The sequence below is a fragment of the Paenibacillus cineris genome, assembly GCF_018333335.1.
Lineage (GTDB): Bacteria > Bacillota > Bacilli > Paenibacillales > Paenibacillaceae > Paenibacillus_AQ > Paenibacillus_AQ favisporus.
Genome location: NZ_BORU01000001.1, coordinates 3,479,080 through 3,499,367, shown reverse-complemented (window position 1 = coordinate 3,499,367; position 20,288 = coordinate 3,479,080). Strand labels below are relative to the sequence as shown.

Annotated in this window: 18 protein-coding genes; all 18 read left to right on the top strand. The window is 57.0% G+C overall.

Annotated features, from left to right (window positions below; all coding sequences use genetic code 11):
* Positions 1-41: 41 nt before the first annotated feature.
* The 18 genes from KI379_RS16235 (at position 42) to KI379_RS16150 (ending at position 20,226) form a co-directional block, all read left to right on the top strand.
* Positions 42-1,001 carry an XdhC family protein gene (locus tag KI379_RS16235; protein WP_212984198.1) on the top strand — a complete coding sequence of 320 codons (960 nt, stop codon included), beginning with the start codon at positions 42-44 and terminating at the stop codon, positions 999-1,001.
* Positions 998-1,654 (top strand): nucleotidyltransferase family protein, encoded by a 657-nt coding sequence (locus tag KI379_RS16230; RefSeq protein WP_212984197.1) that lies wholly within the window; start codon positions 998-1,000, stop codon positions 1,652-1,654. Before KI379_RS16235 ends, KI379_RS16230 begins: the two co-directional genes overlap by 4 nt.
* 194 nt (positions 1,655-1,848) lie before the next feature.
* On the top strand, positions 1,849-2,811 hold the full coding sequence (locus KI379_RS16225; protein WP_212984196.1) for an FAD binding domain-containing protein: 963 nt from the start codon (positions 1,849-1,851) through the stop codon (positions 2,809-2,811).
* Positions 2,805-5,081 (top strand): xanthine dehydrogenase subunit D, encoded by a 2,277-nt coding sequence (gene pucD, locus KI379_RS16220; protein WP_212984195.1) that lies wholly within the window; start codon positions 2,805-2,807, stop codon positions 5,079-5,081. The genes KI379_RS16225 and pucD overlap by 7 nt, the downstream gene beginning before the upstream one ends.
* On the top strand, positions 5,078-5,608 hold the full coding sequence (locus KI379_RS16215; RefSeq protein WP_212984194.1) for a (2Fe-2S)-binding protein: 531 nt from the start codon (positions 5,078-5,080) through the stop codon (positions 5,606-5,608). The genes pucD and KI379_RS16215 overlap by 4 nt, the downstream gene beginning before the upstream one ends.
* A complete protein-coding gene (gene uraD / locus KI379_RS16210) occupies positions 5,605-6,114 on the top strand; it encodes a 2-oxo-4-hydroxy-4-carboxy-5-ureidoimidazoline decarboxylase (protein ID WP_212984193.1) in 510 nt (169 codons plus the stop codon). Before KI379_RS16215 ends, uraD begins: the two co-directional genes overlap by 4 nt.
* 16 nt (positions 6,115-6,130) lie before the next feature.
* On the top strand, positions 6,131-7,111 hold the full coding sequence (pucL, locus tag KI379_RS16205) for a factor-independent urate hydroxylase (RefSeq protein WP_076171482.1): 981 nt from the start codon (positions 6,131-6,133) through the stop codon (positions 7,109-7,111).
* Positions 7,108-7,467, top strand: a complete 360-nt coding sequence (gene uraH, locus KI379_RS16200; RefSeq protein WP_212984192.1) for a hydroxyisourate hydrolase — start codon at positions 7,108-7,110, stop codon at positions 7,465-7,467. Before pucL ends, uraH begins: the two co-directional genes overlap by 4 nt.
* Before the next feature lie 21 nt (positions 7,468-7,488).
* The gene (gene allB, locus KI379_RS16195) at positions 7,489-8,910 is read left to right on the top strand and encodes an allantoinase AllB (RefSeq protein WP_212984191.1); all 1,422 of its coding nucleotides are present in this window, start codon (positions 7,489-7,491) and stop codon (positions 8,908-8,910) included.
* On the top strand, positions 8,907-10,166 hold the full coding sequence (locus tag KI379_RS16190; protein WP_212984190.1) for a Zn-dependent hydrolase: 1,260 nt from the start codon (positions 8,907-8,909) through the stop codon (positions 10,164-10,166). Before allB ends, KI379_RS16190 begins: the two co-directional genes overlap by 4 nt.
* On the top strand, positions 10,163-11,434 hold the full coding sequence (locus KI379_RS16185) for a pyridoxal-phosphate-dependent aminotransferase family protein (RefSeq protein WP_280518758.1): 1,272 nt from the start codon (positions 10,163-10,165) through the stop codon (positions 11,432-11,434). The genes KI379_RS16190 and KI379_RS16185 overlap by 4 nt, the downstream gene beginning before the upstream one ends.
* A gap of 303 nt (positions 11,435-11,737) precedes the next feature.
* Positions 11,738-12,793 carry an ABC transporter substrate-binding protein gene (locus tag KI379_RS16180; protein WP_212984189.1) on the top strand — a complete coding sequence of 352 codons (1,056 nt, stop codon included), beginning with the start codon at positions 11,738-11,740 and terminating at the stop codon, positions 12,791-12,793.
* A gap of 280 nt (positions 12,794-13,073) precedes the next feature.
* On the top strand, positions 13,074-13,928 hold the full coding sequence (locus KI379_RS16175) for an ABC transporter ATP-binding protein (protein WP_212984188.1): 855 nt from the start codon (positions 13,074-13,076) through the stop codon (positions 13,926-13,928).
* Positions 13,921-14,577: an ABC-2 transporter permease gene (locus KI379_RS16170; protein WP_089547821.1), complete on the top strand. Its 657-nt coding sequence runs from the start codon at positions 13,921-13,923 to the stop codon at positions 14,575-14,577. Before KI379_RS16175 ends, KI379_RS16170 begins: the two co-directional genes overlap by 8 nt.
* Complete coding sequence (locus KI379_RS16165) at positions 14,574-14,939, top strand: GntR family transcriptional regulator (protein WP_212984187.1); 366 nt, start codon at positions 14,574-14,576, stop codon at positions 14,937-14,939. Before KI379_RS16170 ends, KI379_RS16165 begins: the two co-directional genes overlap by 4 nt.
* A 257-nt stretch (positions 14,940-15,196) precedes the next feature.
* Complete coding sequence (locus KI379_RS16160) at positions 15,197-16,945, top strand: sensor histidine kinase (RefSeq protein WP_244879312.1); 1,749 nt, start codon at positions 15,197-15,199, stop codon at positions 16,943-16,945.
* A complete protein-coding gene (locus tag KI379_RS16155; RefSeq protein WP_212984186.1) occupies positions 16,938-18,368 on the top strand; it encodes a response regulator transcription factor in 1,431 nt (476 codons plus the stop codon). Before KI379_RS16160 ends, KI379_RS16155 begins: the two co-directional genes overlap by 8 nt.
* 181 nt (positions 18,369-18,549) lie before the next feature.
* Positions 18,550-20,226, top strand: coding sequence for an extracellular solute-binding protein (locus tag KI379_RS16150; protein ID WP_089547819.1), 1,677 nt, complete (start codon positions 18,550-18,552; stop codon positions 20,224-20,226).
* Positions 20,227-20,288 lie beyond the last annotated feature (62 nt).

Genomic DNA, 20,288 nt, shown 5'->3' with positions numbered 1-20,288 from the left:
TCACTGTATTTATAGGAAAATGCATGTAAGGAGGAGTTCGGATGGAGACGGAAAGCATTCTCCGGTACGTGCAGAAAGAAGAGGGGATGGCGGTGCTTGCGAGCCTGGTATCGGTGCGCGGCCATGCTTACCGCAAGTCCGGAGCCATGATGCTGATGACCGCGGATGGACACCGCATCGGCAGCATCAGCCCCGGCTGTCTGGAAGCGGATCTCGCTGCAAGGGTTCCCCGGATTCTCGAGCGCGGCCGGTTCGAATGGGCGAGTTATAACACCGAGCCTGGCGTCGACCCGATCTGGGGAGAGGAGATGGGCTGCGGAGGCGAGCTGGTCATATTGCTGGAGCCGATCGAAGGCCGTCTTCTTGCGGTGCTTCTGGAAGCGGCCAAAATCGTCCTACAAGGGACGGCTGTCCGGCTCGTTCGGGAACTCCGCCCGGATCAGGAGATGGATTACCGGCTGGAGGAAGACGGCCCCATACAGGATTCGGTAGCAGGGCGGGGAGTGTTCTTCTATGCGACCCGGCTGGCTCCGAGCCGCCGGCTTATCATTTTCGGCGCCGGGGAGGAAGCGGCGGCGCTGGAGGCGATGGCGCGCTCCATCGGATTTGCGACAGCGGTGGCGGATTGGCGCGAGGATTGGTGCAGCAGGGAGCGGTTCCCGCTGGCCCGAACGGTTGTTGGCGATGCCGGCAGGATCGTTGAGGAGCTGTGCATCGGCATCCGCGATTACGTCGTCCTTGCCGGCCATCATTTGCGCCGCGACCGGGAGATGCTGCAGCGCCTTCTCCCGCTGCAGCCGGAGTATGTCGGCGTCATCGGCTCTGCACGGAGGATCGGGCTGCTCTTTGGTGAGCTGCCGATCCCGGACTTCGTGGATGCTCCTGCAGGTATTCCCATTGGCGCGGAAGGCGCCGCCGAAATCGCCGTCAGCATCGCGGCCCGGCTTGTGAAGTGGAAGAGCGGCGCTGAGGCGGCTGTTCGGGAGAGGCGGCATGCATGAGCATTATGGGCGTATACCTTGCGGCAGGAAGCAGCCGGAGAATGGGCTGCCGCAAGCAGTCCTTGGAGCTTGCACCAGGTATGCATCTGGCCGGCAGCGGCTTGGCGGCACTTCGGGACAGCGGCCTGAGCGGGTTGATCGTAGTCGTTCATCCCGAAGACCCGCTGGTATGGCTGGACGCCGGCCTCCCGGCAGACCAAGCGGACGGCCCTAGCATTGTCGTCGCTGTCTGCCTGGAAGCGGATCAAGGCATGGCGCTCTCGCTGCAGTGCGGTATCCGTGCTGCTTCCGATGCAGGCGCCGATGCTGTGCTTGTGGCGTTGGCCGACCAGCCGTACGTATCGCCGGCTTGGCTGATGCAGCTGATCGACGCGTGGCGATCAGCTCCCGGGCTGGATTATGTGATAAGCGAGGCGGGAAGGGAGGCGATGCCGCCCGCGGTTCTGTCGGCAACGATGTTTGAGGCGGCTGCCGGGCTGAAAGGGGATCAGGGGGCGAAGCGCCTTCTGGATTTTTCACGTTTTCAGGGGCTCCGCTTGGCCCCTGCCGATCCTTTGCTTGTTCTGGATATCGACACGCCGGAAGATTGGGCGGAGGCAAAACGAATATGGACGCTTCAGACGAAGCAGCATCTCCCTGCGTGTGAGAAATAATGACATAATTTTGATGGGTCATGCCCAATTTTGGCATCGGGCACAACGCAAATGAATCGGATTGTGCATGACTCCTAAATCGAAGTTAAGTTTATTTACACAAACACGGTGGCGGCGTATATTGTGAAAAACCAACCAATCAATTCCATTTAAGCACCAGGATGCATTCAAGACACTGCAAAGGAGAGATGGCCATGGATGCTACCTTCAACCCGGTGATGAGTGCACCGACTGTATGGCATCCGGCAGATGCCCGGGAAGCCTACTTGCTGAAACGCCGTTTTGGTCAGCAAGCGGACTATGTCGCTGGCGGCACACTCCTCCGCACGGAATGGGAAGCCGGAACACGGAGCGTTTCCCCGCATTGGATCGACCTGCAGCGTGTGACCGGCTTACGGGAGGTGTTCATGCAGGCCGGGGGATTGTGCATCGGTTCCCAGGTAACCCTCGGGACATGCCGGAGACATCCGAGCCTAGCGAACCTTTATCCTTTGGTAGGGGAAGCTATCCGCAGCACGGCAGCGTCGTCCGTACGAAACGTGGCGACGCTCGGAGGTAACGTATGCTCCGGCGTGGGAGACGTGCTGCCGGCGCTGCTCCTCTACGACGCAGAGCTGGAATGGCAGGATGAACACGGCCCCGTGGCGCCGCTGCCTTTGACGGAATGGCTGGAGCTTCGTGCAGCTGATGCCTTGGACCCGGACCGGATCCTGCTGACGATCAGGCTTCCTGCAAGGGCGGATGTGACCGGGATCCCACAGGCATCGGGCAGCGATAGCGGCTTGCCTTCGCTGCCTCGGATCGCGGTCTACCACAAAGTAGGGAGACGCGAAGCCTTCTCCCCGTCGCTCGTTACGACGGCAGTGTCTGCGGAAATCGATACCGCCGGCTGTTTCCGGCAGGTGAAGATCGCGACAGGCGGCGGGAAAGCAAAGCCAGCTCGCCTTGGCGCTCTTGAAGCATGGCTGGAAGGGAGCAAGGCAGACCAGTGCCGGCTTCCGGACGTTTATGAACGGGTCATGGATGAGTACAGACCGGCTGGCGATATATTCGCCGGAGAATCCTACCGCCGCAAGACGGCAGCATCGCTGATCACCGCAGATTTGTGGCGGCTGCTTCAACAGACTGCATCCGAAGGAGGGGAGACCCTATGCTGAACCGATCCAGCAGCGGAACGCGCTGGAGGGTGCGTCCGGACGGCCCGGATAAAGTGACGGGGCAGCTCAAGTATTTGACGGACCTGAGCGCGCCGGATATGCTATACGGCCGGGTGCTGCGTGCGGCTTATCCGCATGCGGCCATCCGGTCCGTGTGGACGGAACGGGCGTTGGCGCTGCCCGGCGTGGAGGCGGTCCTGACCTGGAAGGATGTGCCCGGACTGAACCGTTTCGGCATCGCCCGCGCCGATCAGCCGGTCTTCTGCGAGGACCGGGTCCGGTATACGGGCGATGCCGTGGCGGCCGTCGCCGCGGCTACGCCGGAAGTCGCCGAATACGCCCTTCAGCTGATCGAGGTGGATTACGAGCCGCTCCGGGCTCTTACCGAGCCCGATGAAGCTTTGGCCGAAGGTGCGCCGCAGCTTCACCAGGACGGCAACCTGCTTCACAGGAGCGAGTACCGCCGGGGCGATGCCGACGAGGCGTTCGGGATGTGCACTCATATCGTGGAGGCGACCTACCGGACGCCGCGCCAGATGCACACCTATATGGAAACGGAAGGCGGGCTGTTCGTTCCGGGAGAAGACGGGAGACTTACCGTCTACTCTCCCACACAGCACGGCCTGATGGACCGGCTGCAGCTGGCGCGGATTTTGGCGGTTCCGCCGGAGTCGATCCGGGTCGTGTCCAGCCCGATCGGGGGCTCCTTCGGCGGGAAGGACGAATTAAACGTCCAGCCGTACGGGGCGCTTCTCGCCAGGGTGACGGGCAAACCGGTGAAGATTCACCAATCCCGCATGGAATCGGTACGGGCCGGCCTGAAGCGCCATCCGATGACCATCCGTATGAAAACCGGCGCGGACGCATCGGGACGTATCCTTGCCCATCAGGTCAAGGTTCTGGCCGATACGGGCCCATACGCCACGCTGGGTGCGGAGGTGCTGAACTTTGCGACGGAGCATGCCGTTGGTTCTTATGCCTTCGGCGCCGTTGATGCCGTAAGCATCTCGGTGTTCACAAACAACGGCATGTCCGGCGAGTTCCGGGGATTTGGCGGCAATCAGGCGCTGTTTGCGCTGGAGGGTCAGATGGACCGTCTCGCCGAGGCGCTCGGGATGGACCCATGGGAATTCCGCCGCATCAACCTGCTTCCGCCGGACGGGACCGGACCCTTCGGTCAGCCGATTTCGGTGACTGGCGGGGCACTCAAAGTATGGAATGCCTTGAAGGAATCACGGTTGTGGCAGGAACGGGAACATCTCACGGAAAGCGGGAACCGGCCGCCCTGGATTCAGACCGGCGTCGGAGCTGCTTTCGTCATGCATGGTGCAGGCCTTGGTTATGGCATTCCCGACCCGTCGGGCGGCCGGCTTCTGCTCACGCAAGACGGGAAGGTGGAGGTCGCGTTCGGTTTCGAAGAATGCGGACAGGGACTGCTCGCGACGCTGGAGCAAATGCTGGTCGAGATGTACGGTCTGGACGCTTCCGATCTCAGGCTCGTCATCGGGGATACCGATGCGGTGCCGGACAGCGGCTCCAGCACTGCGTCCCGTGCGACCAGCATGATGTGGCAGTCACTGAAGCGTATGCAGAAGCCGTTTACAGAACGGCTGCTGGCCGCCGCTGCCGAAGCAGCGAGCGTGTCGGCGGAATGTCTCCGGATCGGTAACGGAGGTATTTACGACATTTACACGCAGAAGCGGGTGATGACGTACCAGGAACTGGCCGCCGCCGGGAAGGATCCCCTCCGTGCCGAAACGAGCTTTGCATACCCTGTGTCCCCTACCGAGCGGATCGGAGCTCACTATTTATATTCGTATGCCGCGGTTTGTGTCAGGATCGAGGTGAACCGGTTGACCGGGCGCATTCGACTGCTGGACCAGTTCCATGCCGTGGCTGCAGGCCCGGTCATGAACCCGCAGGGCTATCTCGGCCAAATCGAGGGAGGGAGCGGGATGGCGCTAGGCTTTACGCTGAGTGAGGATGCCGTCATGGAGGAGGGGATATACAAAACCGGCAACCTTGACACCTATCTCATTCCGACCGTAACCGACTTGGCTGGTCCCGTCGTAGTGCTGCCGATCGAGGATCTGCCGGAAGGCGACGAGCACGGACCGAGAGGAGTTGGCGAGATCGGCTCTGTCGGGCTTGCGCCGGCCATCGCAGCGGCTGTCCGGCAGGCGACGGGAGTTTGGCTGGAGAAACTCCCTGCGAATCCGGCTTTGCTTCAAGATGCATCCTTCCTTGGGAGAAAGGGGGAGACGGTATGAAATCCGAAAAGGATCGTATCCGGCTGAAGCCGTGGACCTGCGAGATCAATGGCGGGCGGGTGTCGTTAAACATATCGCCGTCCAGACGGCTCCTCGACATTCTCCGCGACGATTTGGGCATGACCGGAACGAAACGGTCATGCGACATCGGTCGGTGCGGCGCCTGTATGGTGCATATGGACGGCGTGCCGGTCAACAGCTGCCTGATCCCTGCGTATCAGGCGGAAGGCCGGTCCATTACGACGATCGAAGGCATCGGACGGGATGGACTCCATCCCGTACAGCAGGCCTTTTTGGAGGAAGGGGGCTTTCAATGCGGTTACTGCACGCCGGGAATGATCATGACCGTCATTGCGCTGCTTGATGAACATCCCGATCCAGAGCCGGAGCAGGTAGAGGAAGCGCTGTCCGGCAATCTGTGCCGTTGTACGGGATACGCGGCGATTCTAAGGTCGGTCCGGAGAGCATCGGAACGGATCATCTGGGAAAGGCGCGGTCCCGGAGGGAAGGAGGATGCGCGCATATGATCACGATCAACGAACTGAACGAAGGGACGGCCGAAACGTTCGTCCAGCACCTGGGCGGCGTCTTCGAGCATTCGCCTTGGGTGGCACAGCAGGTATGGGAGCTGCGGCCGTTCGCATCGGCTGCGGAGCTGCACGAGCGGATGATGGAGCAGGTGTATGCGGCGTCTGAGTCCCAGGTGCTGGCGTTGCTTCAGGCGCACCCCGACCTTGCCACGCGCATGCAAGTCACAGCATTTTCGGCTCAAGAGCAGCGGGGCGCGGGTTTGGATCAGCTGACCGGAGAGGAATACGAAGCCTTTGCATCCATGAATGCACAGTATGTAAGCAAATTCGGTTTTCCTTTCATTATGGCCGTAACCGGATGCACCAAAGACGACATCGAGCAAGCGATGCGGCAAAGAATGGATCATGATCCAGAGCGCGAATGGACGCAAGCGCTGCGCGAGATTGCCCGAATTACGCGAATCAGGCTGGAGCGGATCGTAACGGATCGCAGCCAGGAATAGAAAGGATGATCTAATCATGCTGAAAATAAACTCCGGACGCACGCTTTATTACGGAAAAGGAGACGTCCTTGTTTACAGGACTTACGCAGAGCCGTTGGAAGCGGCCCCAATACCAGAATCTCCCTTTGTGGGGGAGGATAATATATTGTTTGCCCATAACATTCGTTTTGCGGTCAGCGGTGACGCTCTGCTGACTTCGTTCACCGACGGGGACAATGCGCAGCTGGTGGCCACCGATTCCATGAAAAATTTTATTTTGCGCCAAGCTGCAACCTTTGCAGGAGGGACGACGGAAGCGCTGCTGCATTTTTTGGCCGTACGGTTTATGGAGACTTACAGCCATATCGACACCGTGCGGCTGTCGGCCAACCGGATTCCCTTTCTTCCTCTGCCGGTGCCGGGCCCCGGAGGGTTTCTGGATAACCGTCTCGTGTACAGGCGTTCCTACAACGATCATGCCTCCGCGGAGATGAAACTGGCGCGCGGCGCCGAGGGGTATGATCTCGACGAGGCGTGGAGTGGCCTGTCGGACCTGCAGCTGATCAAAGTCAGCGGCAGCTCGTTCTATGGCTTTATACGCGATGAATACACGACGCTGCCTGATGCCTATGACCGGCCGCTCTTTATATTTCTCGATATCCGCTGGAGGTATGAGGACCCGCAGGATGCGATCCATCCGGAGGCAGGCAAGCATGTGCCCGTCCAGCAGATACGAGACATTGCCCAGAACGTCTTTTATGAATTTGCGACCCCGTCGATCCAGCATTTGATCTGGTTGATCGGGCAGCGGATTCTGATCCGGTTTCCGCAGCTGGCCGAGGTCAGATTTGAAACGAGCAACCGGACATGGGAGACGGTCGTGGAACCTGCGGACGGCTTGTCATCCGGGGTCTTTACCGAGCCGCGCCCGCCATTCGGCTTTCAGGGCTTTTCGATGACCCGGGAAGATCTAATTGCCGCACCGGAGCCGGCTGAAGGCGCCGTCAGTTCCGGATGAGCGGGCGGATTTCGACACATGTGCTCGATACGTCCCGCGCGGTGCCTGCATGCGGCCTTAAGGTAGAACTCCGGCTGCTGGGGCGGGATGCGGAAGGGGGACGGCTGCTGGCATCCGGTATAACGGCAGCTGATGGGCGTCTTTCGCAGCCGCTGTGGGACGGCGATTTGGTACCCGGGGGCGAATACGAGCTGACATTTTGGGTCGGCGATTATTTCCGTCAACAGGCGGCGGCCGACGGGATTTCGTTTCTGGACCTTGTTCCGATCCGGTTCAGGGTGTCTAACGGCAATGAAAATTACCATATTCCGCTGCTGCTGGCGCCGGGAGGGTACAGCACGTACCGCGGAAGCTGATAGAAAAAGGGGGGGCGAAGCATGGATGCGCACGAAGAATGGATCATACGCGGCGGAAACGTCGTGCTTGAGGACGAAGTCGCAAAGATGGATATCGCCATCCGCGATGGAAAGATCGCCGAAATCAAAGACTGCATCTCGGGGATGTCCGCTTCGAAAATCGTAGAAGCGGACGGCCAGATCGTCATGGCCGGCGTTGTGGATATCCATGTCCATCTCAATGAGCCAAACTTTGGACATTGGGAGGGGTTTGAGACGGGCTCTGCCGCGCTCGCGGCCGGCGGCTGCACGGCGTACGCGGATATGCCGCTGAACGGAAACCCGCCGACGGTTACGCTGGATGCGCTGCGGCACAAAGAACGATTGGCGCAAGGCCGGTCGGCGGTGGATTATGCCTTGTGGGGCGGACTGGTGCCAGGGCGAATGGACCAGCTGCGAGCGCTGGCCGATGCCGGCGTCATCGCATTCAAGGCGTTCATGTCAAATCCCGGCGGGGAAGGGGAGGGACGATTCCGTGAAGTAGGGGCGGACGAACTGAGGGAAGGGATGCGGCATATTGCCGGTCTCGGTGGCCTCCTTGCACTGCATGCCGAAAGCGACGAAATGACGTCACGCCTGACCGCCGAGGCCCTTGCCGCAGGGCGGACCGATGCGGCAGCTTATGCGTTGACCCGCCCGGTCGAAGCCGAATTCGAGGCGGTAGCCTCCGCACTTGCCCTTGCGGAAGAGACGGAATGCCCCCTGCATTTCGTTCACATCAGCAGCCCCGAAGCGGTGGATCTGATTCAGGATGCCAAACTACGGGGCCTTGACGTAACGCTGGAAACCTGCCCGCATTATCTGACATTGAGCGAGGAGGATATGATCCGCATCGGACCGGCGGCCAAATGTGCGCCGCCGCTCCGTTCGGCCTTTCTAATAGAAGGCATGTGGGAACGTCTTAAGGCGGGTGCGATTGATTTCATTGCTTCCGACCACTCACCCTGCCCGGAAGCGATGAAGGCCGTAACCGAAGGTGACGGCTTCTTTGGAGCATGGGGCGGCATCGCCGGTGCCCAGAGCACCCTGCTGCTAATGCTGGAGGAAGGTTGGATCAAGCGGGGAATTCCGCTTCCGCAACTCTCGAAGTTGTTGTCGGAACGTCCGGCCGGAAGATTTGGCCTTGGCCGCCGCAAAGGCAAAATTCAGGTGGGAATGGATGCCGACTTGGTGCTGATTCAGCCATCGTCTCCGCACGTCTTGCGCAGAGAGGATCTGCTGCAGCGCCACCGGCACAGCCCATATATCGGCAGGATTTTCAGCTGCTCCGTAGCTGCGACTTACTGCCGGGGCCGCCTGGTCTACACGTCGGAGGGAGGAATCGTAAGTCCGGGTGCCGGCCGGCGGCTGACACCGCTGAAGCCGCACACTGCCGGCCGCAGCGGGGAGGTTGTGGCTCCATGAATATTGCCGCTGAATCTGGTGCTTTTGCCGATATGATGCGTCTGCTGGAAGATCTGGGCCGGATCGGGCGCGAACCCGGTGGCGGCGTCACCCGGCTGCTGTATTCGCCGTCCTGGCAGGAGGCGCAGCGGCTGCTGGCCGGCCGCATGGCAGATGCGGGGCTGGAGGTGCGTTATGACCGGGTCGGGAACCTCTACGGCCGGCTGCCGGGTACCCGTCCCGATCTACCCGTGGTTCTGACTGGCTCCCACGTGGATACCGTCCGCGCCGGCGGAGACTACGACGGAGCCGGCGGAATCGCCGCCGGTATCGCCGCGCTGTCCTATTTGAAGCGGAGGTTCGGGATGCCTGTCCGTACGCTCGAAGTGGTCTCCTTCTGCGAGGAAGAAGGCAGCCGATTCCCCTTAACGTATTGGGGCTCGGGCAGTATTGGCGGCCGCTACCGGATCGGCGATGGAACCGGAATTTACGACGCTGATGGTGTATCGCTGGATGAGGCCATGAAAGCGGCTGGCTTCGGACACGAGAGCCAACCCGACTGCCGCCGAAGGGACATCGGCGATTACGTTGAGCTGCACATCGAACAGGGCGTCGTACTGGAGGCAGCCGGACGGCGAATCGGCGTGGTCGAATCGATCGTCGGACAGCGCCGGTACGGGATTGCGGTGACGGGCAACAGCAACCATGCGGGAACGACGCCGATGTCCTACCGTGCCGATGCGCTGGCCGGAGCGGCCGACATGATCGTCCGGGTGGAGGAAATGGCGAAGCAGGCCGGTAACGGAGTGGTAGCGACCGTCGGGCGTATCGAAGCCTTGCCTAATACTCCGAATGTCATTCCCGGTGAGGTACGCTTCTCCTTGGATATCCGCCATACCGAGAGTGGGATGCTGAACGAGTTCAGCGAGTCTGCTCTTGAAACGTTCCAACGGATAGCCGCCGCAAGAAAGCTGCAGGTGAAGGCCGACTGCTGGCTGAAGACAGAGCCTGTCCCGATGGACGGTACGCTGGCGGGACGGATCGAGCGGCTGTGCATGGAGGCGGGGCTTCCGTACCTCCGCATGGTCAGCGGCGCGGGACACGACGCGCAAATGATGGCCGCCGTCAGCCGCGCGGCCATGCTGTTCGTTCCGAGCCGGGGCGGGATCAGCCATGCCAAGGAGGAATACACGGAGCTGGCTCACCTTGCGGAAGGAACGGCAGTTTTAGCTGCCTGCCTGCATGAGCTTGCCTATACGACAGGAGTGGATGGATGATGAATAGGGTACCCGGAGGAAGCTGGAATGAATTTGTGCCGATTTCGCGCATCATTATGACGCCGGGGCCGGTAGAAGCCGACCCGCGCGTGCTGCGGGCTATGTCTTATCCGATTCTTGGTCAATTCGATCCGGCATTTACGGAGCTGATGAATGAAACGATGGGAATGCTTCGCGAATTGTTTCGCACGGACAACCGGTGGGCGTATCCCGTCGACGGGACGTCGAGGTCCGGGATTGAGGCTGTGATGGCAAGCCTGATCGAGCCGGGGGACCGGGTGCTCGTTCCGATCTACGGGCGTTTCGGCCATCTGCTGCACGAAATCGCCGAGCGGTGCGGCGGCAGGGTTATTACACAGGAGAAGCCGTGGGGTACTGTGTTCGACCCTGCCGAATTGATCGAAGCCATCGGCCGCGAGCAGCCGGATGTCGTCGCCATGGTGCACGGGGAGACTTCCACAGGCCGGATGCAGCCGCTGGCTGGGATCGGCGAAGCCTGCCGTCGCCACGGCGCGCTGCTGATCGTCGACGCTGTAGCAACCATTGGCGGCACGGCGGTCGATTCGGACGCATTGCAGCTCGACGCGGTCATCGGCGGCACGCAAAAGTGCCTGTCCGTTCCGTCAGGCATGGCGCCGATAACGTATAACGACCGCGCAGAGCGGAAAATTGTTGCCCGCAAACGCATTGAGCGGGGACTGCGCAGCAATGCCCCTTCCCTCCCGTTACGGGAGGCTCCGCCGGGGCCTAGTCCTATCCAGAGCAATTATCTGGATTTGGCCCAGCTGCAGGATTACTGGAGCCCCAAGCGGCTGAACCATCATACGGAGATGACCTCCATGATGTATGCGCTTCATGAAGGGCTTCGCCTGGTGCTGGCCGAGGGACTGGAGGCGCGTTTCAAGCGGCACCGTCTGCACGAATCCGCGTTGATGGCTGGACTGACCTCGATGGGACTGTCCATGTACGGCGATCCGCTGTCCAAGCTGCCGATGGTGACCTGCGTGCAAATTCCGGAGGGCGTAGACGGGGAGACGGTACGTGCGATGCTGCTGCACCAATTCGGCATCGAAATAGCCAGCTCCTTTGGGCCGCTCGCGGGTCAGATTTGGCGGATCGGCACCATGGGATACAGCTGCAGGCAGACGAATATCCTGCACCTGCTGGGTGCGCTGGAGGCGGTACTGCTCCGGGCCGGCGTCAAGCTGCCGGCGGGTGAAGCGGTGCAGGCGGCATTAGACGCGTATGAAGAAGCGCGAGTGGGTTAGGTTCAGGCACCATCCATCCGTTTGCCTTTCGACTAAGGGTGTCGAAAAGCGCAAACGGCTTTTTTGGATTGTGCCAATGGAATTTACGGGCCACGGGCGGGTAAAGACAAATACAATTTTAGTCAGGTTCATGTAAGTATAATTTACAAATTAGACGTAGTAATGTTAGTGAATAGGCGTTCGTTACACATTTAATTTGATTTTTTGTTCGTGATTACAAAACGACGGTATATTTGTTGACGCTAATTTGACGTATCTCCTATGATAGGCATAGAAAGTCAAGTCCTAAGGGGGATGGGTAACATGGCAACGAAAATGACAGCGAACAAACGCAGTGTTAAGAAGATGATGGCATTGTCCTTATGCGCCGTATTGATGACGGGAGTGCTGGCCGCCTGTTCGGGGAAAACGGCAGCTCCGGAAACAGCATCCTCCGGGGAAAAGACGGGGACGGCTTCCGCAGAGCCGAAGCTGGAGAAATCCACCTTGGTTCTCAACTGGTTCGCCGAACCGGAACACGGCGGCAACTTCGCGGCCGTCCAACAAGGCTTCTATAAGGACGCGGGACTGGACATGACGCTGACACCCGGGGGTCCGCAGGTATCCTCCACACAGATCGTAGCTTCCGGCAAAGCCGATTTCGGCATCGCGAACGGCGACGACATTCTGGTTGCAAGGCAGGAGGGCATTCCGATTGTAGCCATCGCCGCCTCGTTTCAGAAGAGCCCGCAGGTGCTGATTTATCATAAGGAAGCGGGAATCCAGGACTTCTCCAACCTGAACGGACATGCGGTTTACGTCGCTCCGACGGCGAGTTTCTGGCTGTACATGAAAAGCAAATATAAGCTGGATCAGGTCAAGGAACTGAAGTATACGGGATCGTTGGTCAATTTTGTGAACGACCCTAACGCTTTGACGCAGGGATACATCACATCCGAGCCTTATACTTTGGAAAAACAGGGAGTGAACGTCGGCACGCTGCTGATCGCGGATTCCGGGTATAACCTTTACGCCAACGTCTATTTTACGACCGAGAAGATGATCAAGGAGCATCCGGACAAAGTCAAAGCGTTCGTTGAAGCTACGGTAAAAGGGTGGGATTACTACAAGAGCCACGCCGAGGAAATCAATCCAGCCATCCACGAGCAAAACCCGGATATGGATCTGGATATGATGAAGTACAGCGCCGAAAAGGAGATGGATCTCGTATTCGGCGGTGACGCGGCGGAGCAGGGCGTCGGTACCATGACGAAGGAGCGGTGGGAAGAGGTGCAGAAGCAGCTCATCGAAGTCGGCGTTTTGAAGGAAGCGGAGCCGATCGCCAACGTATTTACCACCGAGTTTTTACCGGCCAAATAAAGCAACTCCGGCCATTCCGCCGTATCCTTCCTCTCGCCAGTCCAGAACAAGGAGCGGCCAATATGATCCCTTTAGACCCAAAGAAAAGCAGTGCCGATGCGGCAATGCTTTTCTTTTTTTTGAATGCGATACAACCTTTGGAGAACGCCGGGCGGTTTTAAATTCATGCCTTTTGGATAAAAATCTTTTCAACATTCCGCCTTCCATCCATTGACTTCATCCAAGGTGCGATGATATATTGTGCATACACGATATACACAATTTATCGAGGAGGAACGGTATGCTGGCATTAGACATTCGAAACTTAAGCAAAACCTATCCGAATTTCCAGTTGAAAGACGTGACGTTTCAGCTGGAAAAAGGTTATATTATGGGTTTTATCGGCGCCAACGGGGCGGGGAAGACGACGACGATCAAATCGATTTTGAATCTGATTCATATCGACAGCGGCGAAGTGCGGATATTCGGCAAGAACATTGCCGAACACGAAATCGAATTGAAGCAGGACATCGGATATGCGTTTGGCGGCATCGACTTTTATACCCGGAGCAAAATAAAAGCATTGACGGAAGTGGTTAAAAAGTTCTATACCAACTGGGATGATGAAATTTATTCGTATTATTTAAGAAGATTCAAATTGGATGAAAACAAAAAAATCGTCGAGTTGTCGACAGGGATGAGAGTAAAGTACAGTTTGGCCCTTGCCTTATCCCATGGCGCAAAGCTTCTGATTCTCGATGAACCGACAAGCGGGCTGGATCCGATCGCCCGGGACGATCTGCTCGATCTTTTTCAATCGCTCGTCGCAGAGGGTGAAATCAGCATCCTGTTCTCAACGCATATTACATCGGATTTGGAAAAGTGTGCGGATTACATTACCTATATTCATAACGGAAGAATCATCAACAGTGCCGTGAAAGAAGAGTTTATTGAATCCTACCTTTTACTGAACGGTAGCGTGAGTCAGCTGGACCCGGTGAAGGCGCAGCTGATTTCCTACAAAACGAATTCGTTCGGCTTTACGGGATTGATCCATGCCAAAGACTTCGATCCTTCCTTAGATGTGAAAGCGGCCCGGCCCACTCTTGAGGAGATTATGATTTATTTCGCGAAAAAGGAGGATATGTATGTATAACTTGGTAATGAAGGATTTAAAATTGGGGATCAATCCGTTGTTTTTTTTGGTGCCTGTCGTTTTGGGCGCGTTGATGCTCATACCGGGCTGGTTGTATTTTATCGTGCTGCTGTATTTTTGCTGGATCACGGTCCCTAATACATTTGGCCAGTTCCGGTCACAAAACGATTTGATGTTTACTTCGATGATGCCTGTCACCAAAACAGATATGGTCAAGGCCAGGGTGCTTGTCATTGTCATCCTGGAAATGCTTCATATGCTGATGGCCATCATCTTTGGTATCATCAATATTCGTCTCTATGGGGAAATACACAACGTTTTCTTCGGACCGTATCCGGGTTTTTGGGGACTGTGCTTTGTGATGTTTGCGGTTTTCAACGTGTTCTTTATCCCCATGTTTTACAAGACGGCGTATAAATTTGGCGGGGCGGCGCTGGCGGGCATTACCGGGGCGATGATTTTTGCCGGACTCGCGCAATGGATCGGAATCCAGAATTCCTATGTGTCCGACATGTTTAATGGCAGCGGCGTCCACAATGTGGCACTTCAAGCATCCTTAATGATCGCCGGAATCGTTATTTTCATCGCACTCACTGTGATTGCTTACCGGATTGCGGTTAAACGTTTCCACAAAGTGGAGATCCAATGAACATTGCGATTTCGAACAACTCCGAAAAACCGATCTACCAGCAGCTTTTCGAACAAATCAGCGCCCAAATTTTGAAAGGGGAACTGGAAAGCGGATATAGTTTACCGCCGATCCGGCAAGCGGCCCAGGAGCTGCGTGTTAGCGTCATCACCGTAAAGAAAGCCTGGGAAGAACTCGAGCGATGCGGTTTGATCAACACGGTCACGGGAAAAGGGTGCTTTGTCGCCGATTTCTCACCTGAAGACAAGCTGCGTCTACGCGATGAAATGATTTTGAAGCAGATGGTAAACGATACTGCATACTACAAATCCTTCGGCCTTACCCTGGATGAAGTGATGGATCTGATGAAGAAGATTTATTAAGCACCGCCTGATTGAGCTTGAAAAAAGTCACCGTAAAAGCCCAGCGGAACAGCGAATGAACGATCGCCGTTTCTGCCGGGCTTTTTTTGCCGTTGTCTACGCAGCTACCGCATGCAGAGTATTTTCCTGGGCTAACGCGATAAATCGTTAATGCATGCCTGGCTTCGCCTGTGTTAACCTACATCTGATCTTCTCCCATTTCATTTTCCAAGACCTGAAGGAGGGGCCAAGCCAAGCATGAGAAAAGAGGGACTGCCATGATGAATGCCATGAAAACAAGGTGGAAGGCACGTATCTATCATTATTTGACCTTGAAACGAAGGATTATGATCATTTTTCTGTTCAGCTCATTGATTCCGTTTGTCAGCATCGTGCTCATCTCGTATTTCACCATTTACTCCATCCTCACCAACAAAATCCAAAACGGTATCCAGAGCAACCTCAAGCAGGTCGAGCTCTCCCTGGAAAACTCCATCAACAACCTCAACCATGTGTCGCAGCAGTTCGCCGTAGGCGGAAGCGTCGGAAACAAGCTGAGTGAAATGCTGTCGGCAGAGGAGCCATTCGAACGGGCGAAAACGCTCAGCGATTTGAAGGAGGAGCTCGGCCTGATTACGTTCACCAACCCTAGTATCGGACTGGCCATGTATTATTTTATGAACGACCGTCACTATGAACTGGAGAATACGGGCGTCAAGGACAGCTTCGCTCCAGAGAAACTCCCCCTGCTGGCCCAGTACAGCCAAATTTCGTACTACGGACCGCATGTGAGCAACAGCCGTTTTGACAACCAATACGTGCTTTCGGCCATGCGCAAAGTGGATCTGCCTAACCTGGACGGCGTGTACATTTACATGGAGACCGGCTTTAAGCTAACGCAGAACATATTGAATAATGATGCCGTCGGCGGGACGGCTTCCCATGTGTTCGTGGATAACGACGGGCGGATCGCCTACAGCGACGCCCCGGATTCGTTTCAGGTCGGAACGAAGTTTCCGCATTTCGACCAGGCCAAGTCGTCGGGCACGGAACAAGGCTATTACTGGTTTAAAGAAACAAGCAATCAAGGCTGGAGCATCGTCTCGTTAACGTCCAAGGCGGACTATAACCGCGAAATGAACCGTTGGTTCGTGCAGATCGGCCTGTTTTCGCTGCTGTTTCTCGGCATGAGCCTGCTGTTGGGTTGGCTGTTGTGGAAAATGGTGTACCGCCCGCTTCGCGGCTTTCACCGGGAAATCGAACAGATGGCCGACAGTCGCATCGGCAGTCCGGCCGCCCGCACCCATATTCCGGAATTCGACCTGCTGGTGCGACGCTTTCAGCAAATGAAGCATCAAATTTGGGAATTGTTCCGGGAAGTCGAGGCCAAGGAAAAACGGCGGGCGGATCTGGAGGTGGAGAAGCTGCTGTATCAAATCAACCCGCATTTTCTGATGAACAGCCTGGATACCGTCCGCTGGATCGCGGTCATGAATGGGCAGGAGGAAATCGACAGGCTTGTCTCTTCCTTGAACAAACTGCTGCATTACAATCTGGGAAAGCTCGGCCAGACATCCACCATTCAGGAGGAGATCGATGCGGTAAAGCAGTACCTGATTTTGCAGCAGATCCGCTACGATTTCCAGTTCGACGTCCATATCCACGTTGATCAGGAGGTGCTGGATGTGCCCATTCCCCGGTTTATTTTGCAGCCGCTCGTCGAGAACGCCCTCTATCACGGATTGGACGACGACGGCTATATCCAGGTGGATGTACGGCAGTTGGATCAAATCGAGATCTCCATCCGGGATAACGGAGCGGGCATTCCCGAGGACAAAATCGAGGCGCTGCTGTCCGCGGAGGGCGGTAACCGGAGTGCCGGCATGGGCATCGGGATGAGTTACGTCAACCGGATCATCGGGATGCATTACGGCGAAAGGGCTAAGCTCGGTGTATCGAGCAGGCTCGGAGAAGGGACGACGATCAAGCTTAGCTTACCTAATGAAGGAGGTGCGGATCATGATTAAAGTGCTCGTGGTCGATGACGATAAACTGGTCCGGAAGGGGCTCATTTCGGTGATGCCCTGGCAGGATTTCGAGATGGAGGTGATCGGGGAGGCGAATAACGGAGCAAAAGCGCTGGAATTTCTGGACAATCATGAAGTCGATCTGCTGCTGACGGATCTGGAAATGCCGGTTATGTCCGGCATGGAGCTGATGCGCTTGGTGCGTGAACGGCATCCGGAGGTTTACATTGCGGTGCTGACCCTGCATCAGGATTTCGAATACATCCAGGAAGCGATCCGGCTGGGAGCGATTGATTATATCGCCAAGGTCCAGCTGGAGAAGGAACGGTTCGAGGAGGTGCTGGGACGGATTCATCGCCGCATCACAGAGCAGGAAGGGCGGCTTCGGAAGCTGCGCATACTGCCTGGGGCAAGCAGTCCTGACGAATCCTTTGCGACGGACAGGGGTTATGCGCTGCTGTCAGTGGTCCGCGATCCAGAACAAGGTGCTGTGGTGGAGTGGGCGGTCCGGCATGCGGAGCATTTTGCTGAATTGGGGCGCCAAGTCTTGTTCTTTACCCTCGGGGGAGGGGAGAAGGAGGAGGAGGGACTGGATGAACTGGTACGATTGGCTTCAGCGGACGCCGGGTGGACGCTGATCCGGTTAAAGGGTATCCAGGGCCGAATGCCTGCCGAAGTCCATGACCAGGTGCGGAGGTACTGCGAAGGGGAGTTTTTTTACGAGTATGACCCGGCCGTAAAGGTCATGGATCGATCCTTGTCAGCGCTCGTGCAGAGCGTGAATCCCGTAAATGATGATCTTACACTCACCGTAATGGCCCAGTGGCTCTCGCCGGGCTGGATCTACCGGGAAGGTTTGTTTCAGGCAAATCTGCAGGAGCTGAAAGAACTGCGGCTGCCGCAGGCGGAGCTCTCGGGGCGGCTGTACGTGCTGGCCGACCGGTTGGACCAGCTGGCCGGTAAAACCGGAACGACTCGCATTCGCCTGCCCGCCCCGCTGAATTCCTGGTTCGAAGTCGTAGCATGGTTTGACGGCGTTCGCAAGCAGCTTCGCGAAGAATGGGGCAGGGCGCCGTATTCACCCGAAGTCGTTCAGAGCGTGATGACGGCCGTATCCATGCTGCACGAGGAGCTGGGCCAGCCGGTGACGGCGGCGGACATCGCCCGCAGGGTCAGCATGAGCCGCAGCTATTTCAGCCAGTGCTTCAAGGAAATTGTCGGGACCAACTTCAACGCCTACCTGCGCCGCATCCGTCTGGATCAAGCCAAACATTACTTGCGGAATACGACCAAAACCGTCCTCTGGATCGCGCAGCACGTCGGCTATGAGGATGAAAAGTATTTCAGCCGTTCTTTCCGGGAGTATACCGGGCTGCTGCCGAGCGAATATCGGAATCAATCGGATCTGGATAGAAAAGGGTAGAGAAATGTCCTCCGGCAGGTAGGAAATTCGTCGAAAACGCTTCAGTGAAACCGCTGACATCCTCCCGATTTGAAGTCAATTGTCTATCTCAACCTGAAACTTCCGTCTAACCGGGAAAAGCGGAATCCTGTGTTACCTTAAAGGTGCAAGCAAACCAAGAGCGAAAGAAGGGGCGAAGAAGATGAGAGCAAAATCCATGATGAGCCTGGCGATAGCGGGCCTGATGCTGGTTCTGTCGGCCTGCGGCAGCGGCGGCGCTTCGGAGAAGGAAGCCGACGTATCCAAAGATCCGGTGGACCCGTTCGGCAAGTACAGCGAAACCGTTACGATCAACATCGGCAAAGAGGTGGACTCGGCAGATAAGAGCCTTCCGCCAGGAGACTCACCGGAAAACAACGTGTATACCCGGTACGTCAAAGACAACCTCAATATCGATACGAAAATTATTTGGCAGGCCGGCGTCGGCAAGGATTATCAGCAAAAGGTAAATCTGGCCATCGCCAGCAACGACCTTCCGGATGCGCTCGTCGTGACGGACACGCAGCTGCGGCAGATGGTCAAGAGCAACCAGTTGGCCGACCTGTCGGAAGTATACGAGCAGTATGCCTCCCCTGTGCTGAAAAAGATCATCGATTCGACGGATGGGCTTGCGATGAAATCCGTCACCTTCGACGGAAAAATGTATGCGCTGCCAAACGTGACGGCGGAATCGGACATGCAGCATATTATGTGGATTCGCAAAGACTGGCTCGACAAGCTCGGTCTCGAGGTCCCGCGTAACGTCGATGAGCTGGAGAAGGTCGCCAAAGCCTTTGTGGAACAGGATCCGGACGGTAATGGCAAAAACGACACCATCGGCATCAGCGGCCCGCAATCCGGCGGACTGCTCAATGCGGATTTCATCAATCCTAACAACAACAACTACGGATTTGATCCGATCTTCGGCGCCTATCACGCGTATCCGGGCTTTTGGCTGAAGGGTGCGGACGGGAATCCAACCTACGGATCCATCGAACCCGAAACGAAGGAGGCGCTCGCCAAACTCCGGGACCTGTATGCCAAAGGGCTGATCGATCCGGAAATGAGCATCCGCAAGGACGCGCAGGAGCTGATCAAGAACGGCACATCCGGGATCTACTTCGGCCTGTGGTGGGCAGGCGGGTACGGGCCGCTGGCGGACGCCATCAAAAACAATCCGAAGGCGAACTGGCAGGCCTACACCCTGCTCGACAAGAACGGGGAGTTCACACCTCATATGGGAACGCCGTCCAACCAATATCTCGTCGTCCGCAAAGGCTACAAGCATCCGGAAGCTGCGATTAAAATGGAAAACCTTCTGCTCCGGGACGAATCCAAATTCGACGTCAGCGTCGGCATTGGGAATTACCCGCTGCGCATCGTGTTCGCGCCAATGGACGAAATGTACGTGACCTACAACGCGATGAAGGAAGTGCTCGCCGGCACCAAAAAGCCGGAGGAGCTTGATCTGCCGGGTTACAAGCTGCTGAAGGCCGATGCCGAGAACATTAAGAAGGTGAAGCTCGAACCGTACGATAAAATGGACATCCAGTATTGGGACCCGAATGCGGATCTGGGCGCCTGGAAGCGGCTCTACTCCACCTTGGTCGGCATTGCGCCGCTGATGGAGCCCTATAAAAAGACGTACAGCCTGACTTATTCCCAAACGAAAACGATGGAGAGCAAGTGGGCGACGCTCGACAAGATGGAGAAGGAAACGTTCCTGAAAATTATTATGGGAGCAGCCCCGCTGGACACCTTTGATCAGTTCGTGAAGGACTGGCGGAAGCAGGGCGGAGACGACATCCTCAAAGAAGTAGCGGAAATCGCGCAGCAGTAAGCTTTCAACGCTCCAAGGAAAGGCAGGTGCCGGAAACCGATCCGGCGCCTCCCCTATTTAAG